The sequence below is a fragment of the Dyadobacter fanqingshengii genome, assembly GCF_023822005.2.
In the GTDB taxonomy this organism is placed as follows: domain Bacteria; phylum Bacteroidota; class Bacteroidia; order Cytophagales; family Spirosomataceae; genus Dyadobacter; species Dyadobacter fanqingshengii.
Genome location: NZ_CP098806.1, coordinates 4,286,909 through 4,301,024, shown reverse-complemented (window position 1 = coordinate 4,301,024; position 14,116 = coordinate 4,286,909). Strand labels below are relative to the sequence as shown.

Annotated in this window: 11 protein-coding genes; 5 read left to right on the top strand and 6 right to left on the bottom strand. The window is 45.7% G+C overall.

The annotated features are described in order from the left end of the window. Window positions 1-96: 96 nt before the first annotated feature. The 5 genes from NFI81_RS17815 to NFI81_RS17795 all read right to left on the bottom strand — a co-directional run bounded on the left by NFI81_RS17815 (window position 97) and on the right by NFI81_RS17795 (window position 6,853). Window positions 97-528 (bottom strand): DUF6702 family protein, encoded by a 432-nt coding sequence (locus tag NFI81_RS17815; RefSeq protein WP_234611124.1) that lies wholly within the window; start codon window positions 526-528, stop codon window positions 97-99. Between the two features lie 88 nt (window positions 529-616). After that, on the bottom strand, window positions 617-1,933 hold the full coding sequence (rseP, locus tag NFI81_RS17810) for an RIP metalloprotease RseP (RefSeq protein ID WP_234611125.1): 1,317 nt from the start codon (window positions 1,931-1,933) through the stop codon (window positions 617-619). Window positions 1,934-2,058: 125 nt separating this feature from the next. Continuing rightward, window positions 2,059-3,867 (bottom strand): MutS-related protein, encoded by a 1,809-nt coding sequence (locus tag NFI81_RS17805; RefSeq protein WP_234611126.1) that lies wholly within the window; start codon window positions 3,865-3,867, stop codon window positions 2,059-2,061. Further along, window positions 3,867-5,678: an ABC transporter ATP-binding protein gene (locus NFI81_RS17800; protein WP_234611127.1), complete on the bottom strand. Its 1,812-nt coding sequence runs from the start codon at window positions 5,676-5,678 to the stop codon at window positions 3,867-3,869. The genes NFI81_RS17805 and NFI81_RS17800 overlap by 1 nt, the downstream gene beginning before the upstream one ends. Window positions 5,679-5,770: 92 nt before the next feature. After that, window positions 5,771-6,853, bottom strand: coding sequence for an acyltransferase family protein (locus NFI81_RS17795; protein WP_234611128.1), 1,083 nt, complete (start codon window positions 6,851-6,853; stop codon window positions 5,771-5,773). Between the two features lie 227 nt (window positions 6,854-7,080). Here NFI81_RS17795 and NFI81_RS17790 point away from each other — a divergent pair, with 227 nt between their 5' ends. The 5 genes from NFI81_RS17790 to NFI81_RS17770 are packed head-to-tail and all read left to right on the top strand — an operon-like array spanning window position 7,081 to window position 11,045. Next, window positions 7,081-7,650 (top strand): RNA polymerase sigma factor, encoded by a 570-nt coding sequence (locus tag NFI81_RS17790; RefSeq protein WP_234611129.1) that lies wholly within the window; start codon window positions 7,081-7,083, stop codon window positions 7,648-7,650. Then, window positions 7,631-9,025 carry a hypothetical protein gene (locus NFI81_RS17785; protein ID WP_234611130.1) on the top strand — a complete coding sequence of 465 codons (1,395 nt, stop codon included), beginning with the start codon at window positions 7,631-7,633 and terminating at the stop codon, window positions 9,023-9,025. The genes NFI81_RS17790 and NFI81_RS17785 overlap by 20 nt, the downstream gene beginning before the upstream one ends. Before the next feature lie 41 nt (window positions 9,026-9,066). After that, the gene (locus NFI81_RS17780) at window positions 9,067-9,570 is read left to right on the top strand and encodes a QcrA and Rieske domain-containing protein (protein ID WP_234611131.1); all 504 of its coding nucleotides are present in this window, start codon (window positions 9,067-9,069) and stop codon (window positions 9,568-9,570) included. A 13-nt stretch (window positions 9,571-9,583) separates the two neighbouring features. Then, a complete protein-coding gene (locus NFI81_RS17775) occupies window positions 9,584-10,471 on the top strand; it encodes a DUF5777 family beta-barrel protein (protein ID WP_234611132.1) in 888 nt (295 codons plus the stop codon). Window positions 10,472-10,484: 13 nt separating this feature from the next. Beyond that, a complete protein-coding gene (locus tag NFI81_RS17770) occupies window positions 10,485-11,045 on the top strand; it encodes a YceI family protein (RefSeq protein WP_234611133.1) in 561 nt (186 codons plus the stop codon). 26 nt (window positions 11,046-11,071) lie between these two features. On the opposite strand, the gene NFI81_RS17765 is transcribed toward NFI81_RS17770, so the two are convergent. Continuing rightward, on the bottom strand, window positions 11,072-14,074 hold the full coding sequence (locus NFI81_RS17765) for a glycoside hydrolase family 2 TIM barrel-domain containing protein (RefSeq protein WP_234611134.1): 3,003 nt from the start codon (window positions 14,072-14,074) through the stop codon (window positions 11,072-11,074). Between the last annotated feature and the right edge of the window lie 42 nt (window positions 14,075-14,116).

Sequence of the window (14,116 nt, the reverse complement as noted above, 5' to 3'; positions counted from 1 at the left end):
ATATATAAATAATGACTTTCAAAAGAAAGGGAATAATAAAACAAAATAGCCATGCCACCAACGGTTGTGTCAGGCTTTTTATTAACCGAATTTTGGCTAAAGAATGTGTACAGTTTGTCCCTTTTTAAACAAGAATGTTCGTTTTTCAGAGGCGTTTTTAATGTTCGTCATGTTGACCTGATCATCAAAAACTTCCATCAGTGTGCTGTTTTGCAACTTACAACCATTCAGAGGACCCGAAAATGGAATTTCTAAATATACCCACGTCGCATCCTCCTCCTGCTCCTTACCCACGTATTTGATAGCAACGGGCTTTTTCTGACTATCCGCCAAAACAAACGATTTCAAAACATATCGCTCAACCAATGGATCATTTTTGTCATCGTTCTTTATAACAACGCGCTGCTTGTCATTTCCTTGTGACAACGCACGTTCCAAATCGTCGGTGAACATACGTATACTCACTTCGAATGTTTTGAGCGCAGCATTATATTGCATCTGCGTCACGCTTACATGGTAATCGTGCACGGAAGATGACAGGGTTAAAACGAAAAAAATAAGGAAAGGAAAGAGGATTAAGCTCTTTGTCCTTTCCTTATTTCCTTTAACGAATGTATTAAAATACTGCTTTCCAAACATCATTGAATATTGCAAAAGCCATCAGGCCAAGTAACAGCACCATGCCGACTTTTTGTGCGTTTTCCAGAAAACGATCGGATGGCTTGCGTCCTGAAATGATCTCATAAGAAAGGATCACCGCGTGGCCACCATCCAGAGCGGGAATTGGCAATGCGTTCATGAATGCAAGCACCATGGAAAGCAGGCCAGTCAGATACCAAAAGCGGCTCCAATCCCAAACGCCGCCGAACATACGGGCAATGCCGATAGGTCCGCTTAATGCTTTGGAAGCCGAAACTTCACCTCTGAATATTTTACCAAAACCTTTGATATTATTATAAACAACGGCAAATGCATCGCCTGTTCCGGCGGAAATCGCTTGCGGCAATGTATATTCAATAGCCGTATAATTCAGCAGACTTTCAGGATAAAAACCCAAGGTTCCGTCTTCATCTACTGTGGCATTCAATGTTTTCTGCCCTGCTCCGCGTTGCACGATCAGTTCTGCTTTTTTGCCTTTTAGCGTTTGCAGCTGTGCTTGTAATTCATGGAAGAATTGAATTGGCTGGCCGTTGATAGAAATAACCTTATCGCCAGTGGTTAAGCCTGCTTTTTGAGCGGGTGATGCCGGAACAACCTCGCCGATCTTAAACGGTTCCAAAGGACGGATAAATCCTCTCTTCTCCTCAGGATCAGATAGTTTCTCGATAAAATTGTTTGGAATATCAATCTCAACTTCTTTGCCTGCGCGGTTAACCGTGTACGAACTGTTGCTCCCAAGCAAAACTTCGGAACTTCCCAGCTCGTCAAAATTAGTAAATGGCTTGCCGTTAACCCTTACGATTTTATCACCGGTCTGAAGACCGATTTCTTTCGCAAGATCACCGGCCACAATGCCATATTTATTTACCTCTGTGCTCGAAAGATATTTATCGCCATCATTATAAGCGATAACGATGAATATGAAAATCCCTACGATCACATTGACGATAATGCCTCCCAACATGACGATTAAGCGTTGCCAGGCTGGTTTCGAGCGGAATTCCCAGGGTTGAGGCTCTTTACTCATTGCCTCCGTATCCATGGACTCGTCGATCATACCGGATATTTTGACGAAACCTCCCAACGGGATCGCGCCGATGCCATACTCTGTTTCTCCTTTTTGAAAGCTGAATATCTTCGGGGGAAAACCGATGAAGTATTTTTCAACTCGCATCCCAAACATTTTTGCAGCAAACATATGCCCCCATTCATGCAACCCTACCAAAATTGATAAGCCCAGAATGAGCTGTCCTGCCATTATTAATACTTCCATTCAGGTTTCAGTGATCGTTATTTGTTATTAATTAAGTACTAAATCTAATTATAAATCCTTAATCCACTATCAGAACTAAGAAACGTAATTGTACCACGTAAAGTTACGCAAATCCCGGCAAAACATTATTTGCCAATATCGATGCCCATCATACGCATCAGTTCCGACGCATTGAAACTCTTGCAAATCCCATCATGAAGCCTGTAATCGAACAGTAGTTCGCCGTTTTCCACATCGGACCTGAAATGGAAATTGTGTACATAATTTTCTGTGGCTCCCCATTCTCCCAGTTCGAGATCGTGCGTGGAAACAAGGCCTGACGCTTTCTTGGTGTGCAATTGTCGGATCAATGCTTCTGCGCCACGGTGGCGGTCGGAGGAGTTGGTGCCTTTCAGGATTTCATCCAGTAAATAAAAAACAGGGGCAGAATCGTTCTCATCTGCCAGTTCCAGCAGTTTTCGCAATCTTTTTAATTCCGCATAGAACGACGAAGTGCTTTCTTCAAGCGAATCCTGTGTGCGCATGCTGCTAAAAACACGAACAGGCGTACATTTAAATGTCTTTGCACTGACCACCGCACCGATTTGAGCTAATACAAAATTCAGCCCGATCGTCCGGAGAAATGTGCTTTTACCCGACATATTAGAGCCGGTTACCAAGATCGTATGTCCTGTTCCCGCCACGCTGAAATCGTTGCTGATCCTGCGATCCAGTGGAATGAGCGGATGACCCATTGCAATGGTATCGATTTGAAAGTCAGGAGAATCGATAACATCCGGGGCGATATATTCAGGATTGGCAAATGCGTGACCGCCCAGGCTGTTCATTGCTTCTGCGTCGGCGAGCACTTCAAGCCAATCTGCGAGCTGGTTGTGGTAATTATGTTTCCAGGTTTCGAGCCCGGCGAGGCAAAATATGTCCCAAAGCGTGGGAATGCCTACAAACAGCGAGAAAAAGATATTATTCCGGTAGTCCAGTCTTTCAAAAAGTGCACCCACTTGTTTCAGTGCATGGCCGGAACCTTCAATGCGTGCCTTGCGATCCAGCCACCAGGGCGCCTGATACGGAAAGGCTTGCGCAACTTCCAGGATCTCGCCATACGAAACCAATGTTTTGCCCAGCGCTGCCGTCCGGTTGGTAACGGACTCAATGTACGCTTTGAAACGTGCGATCAACACCGCATTAACAGCAATGCAAAGCAACAAGGGCCAGGCGGGCAGGATGGAAAATAAAAAAAGTATAGCAACAGCGACCGTAACAACACTAAACCACCGAAAAGGGAGCAGGCGTGCCAGGTCTTTGTCCATGAATTCGGTGGACCATTTTCTGAAATCGCCCAGTTGCTGAGCGGCATGCTCATGCAACAATGCTGTAGCTTCCAAAGACTGGATCAATTCCGGATGCTGGCTGAATGCAGTCGCCGCCTCTTGCCGAAGCTTTACCTCCTTCACATCCGCGTGGTTTTTGAGCCAGTTTGCAAGCCTGCGAGCGCCTTCCGCCGTGCGTGTCCGGTTCAGGAGTTTGTAAAGAGAATAATCGCCAAATATGTCCAGGTCGCTTCCATATGCATGGTCCTTTTCCTGGAACTGCAAGCCGGAATCGTCCCTGGTGAAGCGAAATGAAAGCCTGTTAAGCTCATCCGTATTAATAATGCCCAGGTTTCGCTGAAAGTCGCGGAGCTTGCGGGCGGCTTGCTGGCGCCGCATGGAAATCAGGAAAATGACGAGTAATCCAAATGCGACCAATCCCCAAACGGGCTGATTTTGATTGTTCCAAAGCCATAGGAAGAAGATCATCGCAAAAAATACGAGCAACCGGGCAATGGCTAGCTGATTGAAATGCTGCAATGCGGCTGCTTCCGCGATGCCTGCTTTGTTTTTTTCAGTTTCAAAAAATTCCTTTGGTGATCTGTGGGTTTTACTGCTTGTTTCCATCAATTGCTTTCTGCGGTTTCAAACTGCAATTTGATCAGATTTGCGTACAAACCATTGTCCATAACCGTTAATTGCTGATGCGTGCCTGATTCTGCAATGCGTCCTTCGCGGATCACATAGATCATATCCACTTTCCGAATTGTCGCCAAACGGTGCGCTATGACAATCGTAGTGCGGTTTTTCATCAATTCATCCAATGCAATCTGCACCAGCTTTTCAGATTCTGCGTCGAGCGAACTGGTTGCTTCGTCGAGAATCAGGATTTTTGGATCTTTCAAAATGGCACGGGCGATAGCAATGCGCTGACGCTGACCGCCCGAAAGCTTAATGCCGCGTTCGCCGACGACTGTGTCGAATTTTTCAGGGAATGTATCAATGAATTCTCTGGCGTGCGCGCGTCTTGCGGCATCGTGAATCTCTTCGCGGGTGGCATTGGGTTTACCGTAAGCAATGTTTTCATAGATCGTTCCGCCGAAAAGCATTACTTCCTGCGGCACAATGGCAATGTTCTTCCGTAATTCGGTAAGGCCGTATTCATGAAGTGGCTTGCCGTCAACGAGAATATTGCCAGTTTGATAATCGTAAAAGCGCATGAGCAACTGAATGATTGTCGATTTTCCCGCGCCGCTGTAACCCACCAGGGCAATTTTTTCTCCTGCCTGAATTTGAAATGATATACCTTTTAGAACAGGCAAGTCAGCGCGCGACGGGTAGGAGAAATGCACGTCCTGATATGAAATGCTTCCCTCGATCGGACTGGCCGAAGCATTTCTGGCTGTTTCCAGGTTTAGTTCGGGTTCTTCTTCCAATATCTCGAAAATCCGCTCCGAAGCGCCGATCACGCGGTTGATCTGTGCATACAAATCGCCCATTCCACTGATGGATGCGCCTATGAATGTGGTGTATAGGATAAATGTAAACAGATCAGAAAGCCCGAATTCACCCGCCTGAACCAATCCCGCGCCATACCAGATCACGCCGACGATCCCACCGAAAAGCGCAAAGATCACAAATGATACGAATCCGCCCCGGAACGCAGCCGCATACAGCGAGAGATCCACCACTTTTTTAAGAATTTGCTGGTAACGGTTCACTTCCAGCGGCTCATTGGTGAATGCTTTAACCACATTCACAGACTGCAATGTTTCCTCCACAACCACGTTGGCCGCGGCCAGCTCGTCCTGCACTTTTTTGGAAAGTCTGCGCTGATGCCGACCGAAAAACACAGAAGCAATCACCAGAACAGGAAATGTGGCCAGCATGAAAAGCGTCAGTTTCCAGGAAGTGTAAAACAGAATGGAAACCCCGACAATTAATGTAGCAACCTGTCTGAAAACCTCTGCTAATGTGAAAGAAAGCAATCCTTGCAGCTGAGAAACGTCAGACGTTATGCGGCTAGTAAGTTCTCCCACGCGACGCTGTTCCAGAAAAGCAATGGGTAATGTAATGATTTTGGTAAAAACATCTGACCGGATATTGGTCATCGCAAGTTCACTGACTTTGGTAAACAGATAAACCCGGAAATAGGAAAACACCGCCTGGCATATCAGCACAAAAAACAGGAAAAGCGTAATCTGGTTGATTGTATAAGGCGATTTGCCCTCGATGACTTCAATAATGCTGCCGACAAGCTTGGGGAATGCCAGCGACGTGGCTGTGGAAAGCGCAAGGAATATCAGGCCAATAAAGAATGTAATCCGGTAGGGCCGAAGATATTTGAGCAGATCAACTGTTGTTTTAAGCCCTTGCCAGCTTATTTTCCGCACCGCAAATGGCGACGGCTGTTCAGGAGTAGTATCACTTTTGGCCATTAAAAATCAGTATAGTGCATAGGGAACACATTATTTGAAAATTATATTCAAATATGCGTGGTTAGGCTGCAAAAGTAAGTAAGATACGGAAACTATTGCATGGCAATTTCGCGGGAGCCCGCATGGGAGCCTTTCTGAGTTCGGTGTTTGTACCAGTTGCGGATTAAAAGATTGGCCGGGATCTCTACAAATTTATTAACCAGATAGGCGATGAAAACAACGGTCAAAATTGTAATCAGCAATGCAGGATAAATATTTATCTGCCAGAGATCGGTTAATATCCATAACAGGCGCAGGCCAATGTATTGATGGATCAGATACAGGCAGTAGGATATTTTGCCAAGAAACAGCAGAGGGGCTTTGTTCAGGAATCCAAGCTTGCCAAATATCCCTAACGCAAAAACGATGTGAAAAATGGTTAGGATCGCATAATGTTCTACAGGCGTTACGTGATATTGGGACCTGCCACCCTGGGAATGCAAAAAACAGGCAGCCAAAAGGCTCAAAACGATCAGCACAGAGTTTCTGCGCACATGACTTCCATTCCGGATGAGGTAAAAAAGAATCCCGGAGAAAAAAAGCGGAAAGTGATTCAGCAGTTCGATCTTCCTTGTAGCGAGCTCGTGAAAACCTGGATAATGCGATGAGAATGCATAAAAAAGAACAATAAGAACTGTAAATGCCACGCCGACGCTTACAATGCTTTTTATTTTTCCAACAACCAGCAACGCCAGGATCCAAAAATAGAAAATGAGCTCAACCAGCAATGTCCAATATGCCTGATCCATGTTTTCCTGATCAAAAAATATGGACATCATGGTCATATTCGCGAGGAATCTTTGCGAGCTGACCAATTCCGGTTCAAAAAACATGGTAACGATTGTTGTCAAAAACAAGCAGCACCAGAACGCCGGATACAGCCTTGCAAATCGCGAAACCAAAAAGTCCGGCCATTGCTTTACCCGGGAAATGGTGAGGAAAATCACAAAACCGCTGATCATGAAGAAAATATCCACACCAGTAACACCATACCTGAACTCCCATCCAAGCAGAGCGCCGTTCGAATTAATTGTATAGTGAAATAGAACAACCATGACGGCTGCAAGTCCGCGTAAAGCGTCCAATTCAAGGAAACGGGACTCAATAATGTTAAGATGGGGGTGTCTTTCAGTCATGCCAATGCTCCTGGATGGTCAGGAAAATAACGTTAAGTAATCAAGCTATGCCTATCAATTTGGAAAGAAAATCCACAGTTTTTACACAAAGAAGGATAAAATCTCCCGGCAAATCGTGACTTAATTAAAACATTATCAAATAGTTATAAAAAATCACTAAAAAATTGCAACCTTGTAAGCAACCCTGGCTTTGGGTTTCTCGTAATAGTGATAAAAGAACAAATAGCATGCCCGAGTATACCTCCGCAGTTCTTATTGAACTACTCGACGGCTGTTTACAGAAAAACCGCCGCAGTCAGGAGCTGTTGTACAAACAGTTTTACGGCTATGCTATGAGCATTTGTTTACGTTACACACGCAGCAGGGAAGAGGCGAAAGAGATACTCAACGATGGATTTTATAAGGTTTTTACAAAGCTGGATACTTTCGATTCCAGCCGTTCATTTAAAACCTGGTTGAGCAGAATTATGATTAACACAGCCCTCGATCATTACAGACAGGAAGTACGCCGCGACATTTTTGATGATGTGGAAGTTGCGGACAATGTGACCGTTGATGAAACAGTTATCAGCAAGCTCGCACACGAAGAACTGTTGGAGCTGATCCAAAAACTGACCCCTTCTTACAGACTTGTATTTAGTTTGTCGGTCATAGACGGCTATACACACGAAGAGATTGCAGACCAGCTGAATATTTCGGTAGGGGCGTCAAAGTCGAATTTGTCGCGTGCAAGAGAAAAATTAAGAGAAATGTTATCCAAAATAAATATTGGCGATTATGATAGAGTTACCAGATGACGAACTGGATAAGCTCTTCAGAAAGTCATCAGAAGAGCTTGATCCACAATTTGACCCGGAGGATTGGAATAAATTAAAAAAACGGTTGGACGCGCACGACGGCAAAGTAGCGGGCGGCTGGTTTAGAAAATGGTGGCCATTGGGTTTGCTGGCATTGCTGATTCCCGCTGGTCTGGCAATTTATTTTTTTACTAAAAACCCTGTTTCAAAAAGCGCGAAAACGGACCAGAATGCATTAGCAGCAGGCAAACTGCAAGTTCGGGAGCCAGCGGCTACGCCGGTTTCTGGCGAGGAGGAGAGCGAGAATGCATTGGCCCAACCCAAGGAGTCAGCGGCACCCTCGGTTTCTAGCAACGAAACACCAGCGGAAACGAGCATTCAGCCAGGCAAAACCATACGTAATAAGGAAGAAGGGATTAGTAAATCCTCCTCAAATTCAAACATTACCGATTACCAACGCAGGAAAAAATTGCCCCGGAGCCAGTCTAAGACAGGCGGAGTGTACTTAGAGCCTAACCGCTCAAAAGGGAAGGGAGGCGACGGGGCTTTTTCCATTAACAACATTGCCGAAAGCAAAACAGAAGCATCAGTTTTGGGAAATAATGCTGTAAATGAAGACAGTATAGAACATAAAATCAGCGAGGAACAAGTCCGGTTACTGATTTCAGCCGCAGCTTTATCGAGCCGCACATTGAATTGGGAAAATCAGCCTGAAATCCCTGCTGTAACATTTAGTGCCCCAGCTGCGACAACGCCTGAGGCGCCAGAAAAAGTAAAAGAGGATTATGCCAAATGGGCGGTCAGGCTGGGTTATTCGCCGGATTTGTCGACGGTTGGTTTCAAAAATTATACAAAGCCGGGGACTGCATTTTCGCTTTTGATTGAATATGGTTTATCGCCACGGCTTTATCTGCAAAGCGGAGTGATATGGAGCCGAAAGGATTATTACGCTTACGCAAAGGACTATGAGCTGAAAGATATTGTGACTTATTATAACACGCCGTACGGAGTTGATGGAGAATGCACCATGATTGAAATTCCGCTGGGGCTCCGTTATAATCTTATCCATAATGCTCATTCGAAGTTGTTTTTAGGAACTGGCGTTTCATCTTACTATGCTCAAAAAGAGCAGTATAAATATCATTATGCCAAATATGTTCACAAGCAAAAAGAGGGTTGGAATGGCAAAACGGGCTGGTTTTTACTAAGCCATATCAATGCATCTGTTGGCTACGAACGCACGATTACAAAGAAATTATCCCTTGTGGCTGAACCTTACATCCGTATTCCGGTAAAAGGCGTCGGTTATGGAAAAGTCAATCTCACGACGGTAGGAATGTGGATATCATTGCGCTATACACCCGCCTTTAAATAGTGCCGCATACCCGAATTGTATCTACTAATTTATTATTCACTATGGAGAACGTTAAAGAAGACAAAATGAAGAGAGGTGAATTTCTGAGAAGTCTCGGGCTAAGCACTTCCACACTTATGGCGTTTTATTGCCTTGGTACAACCATGACAGCCTGTGGGTCCAGCGACGATGATCCAGAGCCAAATCCTGGTGGTGGCGGCGGCACAGGGGTTACCGGCACGACGACAGGCTCTGCAATCAACTTCACAATTGACCTGACCAATGACGCGACCAAAAAGCTGAAAACGGCTGGTCAGTACGACATTTATGGGGATGTTCTGGTGGCATTTACGTCCACCAACCAGTATGTTGCTTTATCTAAAATCTGCACGCATGAGGGGAATCCGGTTCGATACCAGTCGGGACCTAACAACATTCAATGCCCAACGCACCAGTCCGAATTTGCCCTTACCGGCGCTGTGACGCAAGGCCCGGCTACCAATGCATTAAAAGCTTATAAAACGGCCCTGTCCACCGACGGCAACACATTAACAGTTACAGCCTAACTGCCCAAAAACAATGAAATTACTCCGCCTAATGATGATGTTGACTTGTTCAACAACGGTTCTCTATGCCCAGGATGACCTGCTAAGTGAACTTTCGAAGCAGGATAGCATGGTAACCGTGCCTGTTTCTGCCATATTTAAATCCACGCGTGTGGTCAACGGGCATTCTGTTGAAACGATGAAAAAGAAGCATCTGGATTTCCGGATCTCGCACCGTTTCGGCCGCCTTAATTCGGGTGCTTACCAATTTTTCGGACTGGATCAGGCCACTATGCGAATGGGCTTTGAATATGGCATTACAGACGATTTCATGATCGGGGTAGGCAGGAGCACTTCGCAAAAGGTTTACGATTTTTTTGGTAAACTAAAAGTGCTGAAACAAAGCGAAGGTGTAAGGAACATTCCCGTTTCGGTAACGCTTTTTGGTGGAACCGGCGTCGCGACGGTCAATAAGGAGCTGGAATTTCAGGATAAACTTTATTATTCCGCTCAGGTGCTCATTGCCCGCAAATTTGGGGAAAGGCTTTCTTTACAACTTTCGCCCACATTCCTGCACCGCAACAAACCCGAGGTTTTGGGAGATGAAAAAGTGCTGCTGGCGCTGGGTATCGGCGGAAGGTTCAAGTTGTCGAAACGCGTTTCTTTGAATGGGGAGTATTTTTATACAGCGCGTGAGAAAAACACGGTCACTGCCCCTTATTATGATTCCATGTCGTTCGGGGTTGACATTGAAACCGGTGGCCACGTTTTCCAGTTGCACTTTACCAATTCGCTCGGCATGATCGAAAAGCAATTTATAGGAGAAACGGCCGGCAGCTGGGGCAAGGGCGACATCCATTACGGGTTTAACCTTTCCCGCACATTCAGTTTTGACAAGAAAAACAAAAAGGTAGCCAACTGACCGAAAACAACTCATGAAAACGCATCTATTAGCCATGGTTTTCGTAACCATGATCACCTCTGCTTTGCCTTTCCAGCCGGTTTTGGCGCAAGGAATGTTTGCAACCTCCACCGGAAATACGAAATTCTCTTCCGAAACACCTTTGGAAAATGTGAATGCGGAGAATAAGAAAAGTCAGGTTATTTTAAACACGGCCAATAATGAATTAGCCGTCCGAATGAACATGCGGGAGTTTGTTTTTCCAAATAAACTGATGCAGGAGCATTTTAACGAAAACTATATTGAATCGGCTAAATATCCCAACGCAACATTCAGCGGGAAAGTTGATAATGCGCCTGATTACACGAAAGACGGGCAATATGATGTTTCTGCAACAGGGAAATTTACGGTGCACGGTGTTACCAAAGAGCGGACTATCAAAGGGAAAATGAAGATTGAAGCTGGAAAAATCACGATCAGTTCTGATTTTGAAGTGCCGTTGACCGATCACAAAATTGAAGTGCCGAAGGTTGTTTTTGTCAAAATAGCGCAGGTTATCAGTGTAAAAGCGCAGTATGTGCTGGCGCCGAAGTAAAAATTTTAGCCAAAACCTGGAAAGTTTTACCTCCGCCTCCGACGGGACGACTTCTTTCTGGAAGCAGGCTTCTTCCGCACCGGCGCTTTTCTCACAACCGCTTTTTTAACAGGCTTCTTAACCGGCGCCACAGTTTCTTCTTCCACCAAATCTGCTTCAACTGCATCAGGATCATCCCCAATGCCCGCAGCAAGCGTCGAACCTGATTCCTGCCCGGAATAAGGCAATGTGTAAGCAGAAATCTGTTCAATGTTGGAAGTGTTGTCAATCGGTTTGAGGCGGAAAGCATAGCTGAAAGTTGTCTCGCCTGCCAGTGTCTTTCGATCCTGGCCCGCAGCGGATTGATCCTTTTTCGTATAGTCAGGGACGTTAACATTATAAGCTGTGTCACTGACTGCTAACAAACCAATCCCTTCCGGGTTGGTAATGGTGGTCCAGCGCACATTTGTACTTTTCCCGTTCGCCAACGGCATTATATTGGTAAAATGTGTTCCAGCGACCGTTCCACTGTATAGCCCGATTTTTCCATTCGCATTCTGGCTGGTGTATGAATCGCTTCCATACCATTGTGTTTTATTAAACGTAGCCAGCATACTCAAATGCGGGCTTGATTTCATAATCGAATGCCCCGAGTTGGCCGGGCTGAAAGTATTTTTGATATAGATATCCCCAGTTGCATAAACAATGTATTCCGAAGTGACCGCTACTTCAGCAGCATTGCTTCGGAGTATCTTATTGATAGTTACCTTGTAAACAGTTGGTGTCAATCGCTGCGTTTTTATCTCTGAATTTGTCGTTTCCAGAGTGTCAGAAGAGGTTTGCAGCATTTCGTCCCGCTTGTTTTTAAAAGAGATCATTCCCTCTTTTTTATCAAAAGTCACAGCAAAATCCTGCCCGGTAATGGCAACGCGGCCTGCGCTGATCTGTGCAACCCGAAGCGGCTTTTCATTGTAAAGACTAAGAACTGGCGCTGGCTGTTGTGGTTTAACAATCGCAATCTGATGCCAGGCGACTTCGTGGCCTTTCGGCGCCCAGGTTGTCCCGTCTTTCAGGCGTATGCTAATGTTCAGGAAATATTCAGCACCCTGTTTTTGCGTTGCCGGTAATTCATATGGGATGGAAACTTGTTGCCGCTGCCTGGACGCTGCATTGAGGTTGCTGATCACCCCGGGCTTTCCAATAACCTTACCGTTTTCCTGAACCGACCAAACCAGTTCCAAGACATTCAATGGCAGGAAATCGTAATTATTCAGGATGCTAACCGTCTTTTCACCTGCGCGCATCGTGTCAGGAGATTCAAATTTTACAAACTGATAGACTTTCTTTATCTCATTCAGCTCCGGCTTCGGCATGCGATCCGGATTTACGAGGCCGACTGCACGAGCATTTTCAGAATCGTTAAAAAACTCCCAATATGACGTCCCATCGGGCTTTTTGAGCTTTAATCCCTGATCCGCCCAGTTCAATCCAAAACCGGCCTGTATTGTTGGGTGCTTGTTTATGGGACGCGTAGGATCGGCGAGATTAATGTAATCGGCCATATCCGCGAAATTCTTGCCTGTTTTCAATTCATTGCCTAATGACCAGATGATGACCGAAGGATGGTTTTTGTCCCGCTCGATCATCGCATTGCCCCGCGCCAGAAACGCAGAGCGCCACTGCGGCATATCGGCCAGGGCAATGTTTTGGCCCACAGGGTTCTGGCTTTCAATGTTGGCTTCGTCGATCACATAAAGGCCATATTGGTCGCAGAGTTCATACCATTCGGAAGCGTTGGGATAATGTGATGTCCTGACAGCATTGATGTTGTGCTGTTTCATTAATGAAATGTCCTTAATCATCGATTCGCGGCTGATTGCCTGGCCTGTTTCAGCGTCAAATTCATGTCTGTTAACACCCCTGAGCGTAACCGCTTTTCCATTCACCAACAATTGATCGCCTTTCATTTTAATCTCCCTGAAACCAACCGGCTGGCTTGTGGCTTCAAGTACTTTTCCATCCGAATTCATCAGCTGGACCGATAATGTGTACAGATAGGGCGTTTCTGCGGTCCATTTTACGGGATTTGGGATTGGAATATCTACACGCACGGCGCCTTCTTTCGCCGGATCAAGCGTGCCCACCATTTGGCTCACGGGCGTAACCACAACGGATTTGTTGGCATCATATAACGTGAATAAAATCTGGTGCGCATGAATGGCCTGCTCCGTATAGTTTTTTACAAAAGCGCTGAGTTTCAATGTCGCATGTTCCTGATTCGCATCCAGTAGCGTCCTAACTGTGAAGTCGGTAAGGATAACTTTGGGGCGCACTAGCAAATTTACATCCCTGAAAATCCCGGATAAACGCCAATGATTCTGGTTTTCGAGATGGCTGCCGTCGGACCAGCTGATGACCTGCACAGCCAAATGGTTCAATCCCGACTTCACATCCTCAGTAATGTCAAATTCAAAAGGCGTCATGCCGTCCTCGTGATAACCGATTGCGACGCCATTCAACCACACATAGCAAGCGGATTGTACACCGGCGAAGTGCAAAAATATCTGCTTACTCTTCACATCTTCCGAAACCGTAAATGTGGTCCTGTACATGCCCACAGCATTGGTATCCGCATTAATACGCGGTGGCGTTGCTTTGAAGGAAGGGTTGCTGTTGGTAAAAACCGGATGGTCATATTTGCGGCCTTCGCGCGCTCCGATCACCTGCCAGTTGGAGGGAACGGGAATGTTATCCCAGCTCGCGTCCTGCACATTAGGGTCAAAAAAATTGGGAATGGCTTTGGAAGGATGCGACGCCCATTTGAATTTCCAGGTTCCGTTCAGCGAGCGTACTGAGGATGCTTTTTTGTCTGCTGATAAGGCGCTTTTTTCATCAGGATATGGAAGGAAATCGGCACGCGGTTTTTCTGTGTTAATGTTAAAAACCTGCGGATCCTGCCATTCGGGAACAGGCTGGGCGTGGGATTTGAATGAATTGCAAAACAGAAAAGCGGCAAGTAAACCAAACCAATAACGATAGAAGCGGTGCATATAACTTTGGGTAACGGATATTTCGATAGAAAGAAAAACGGC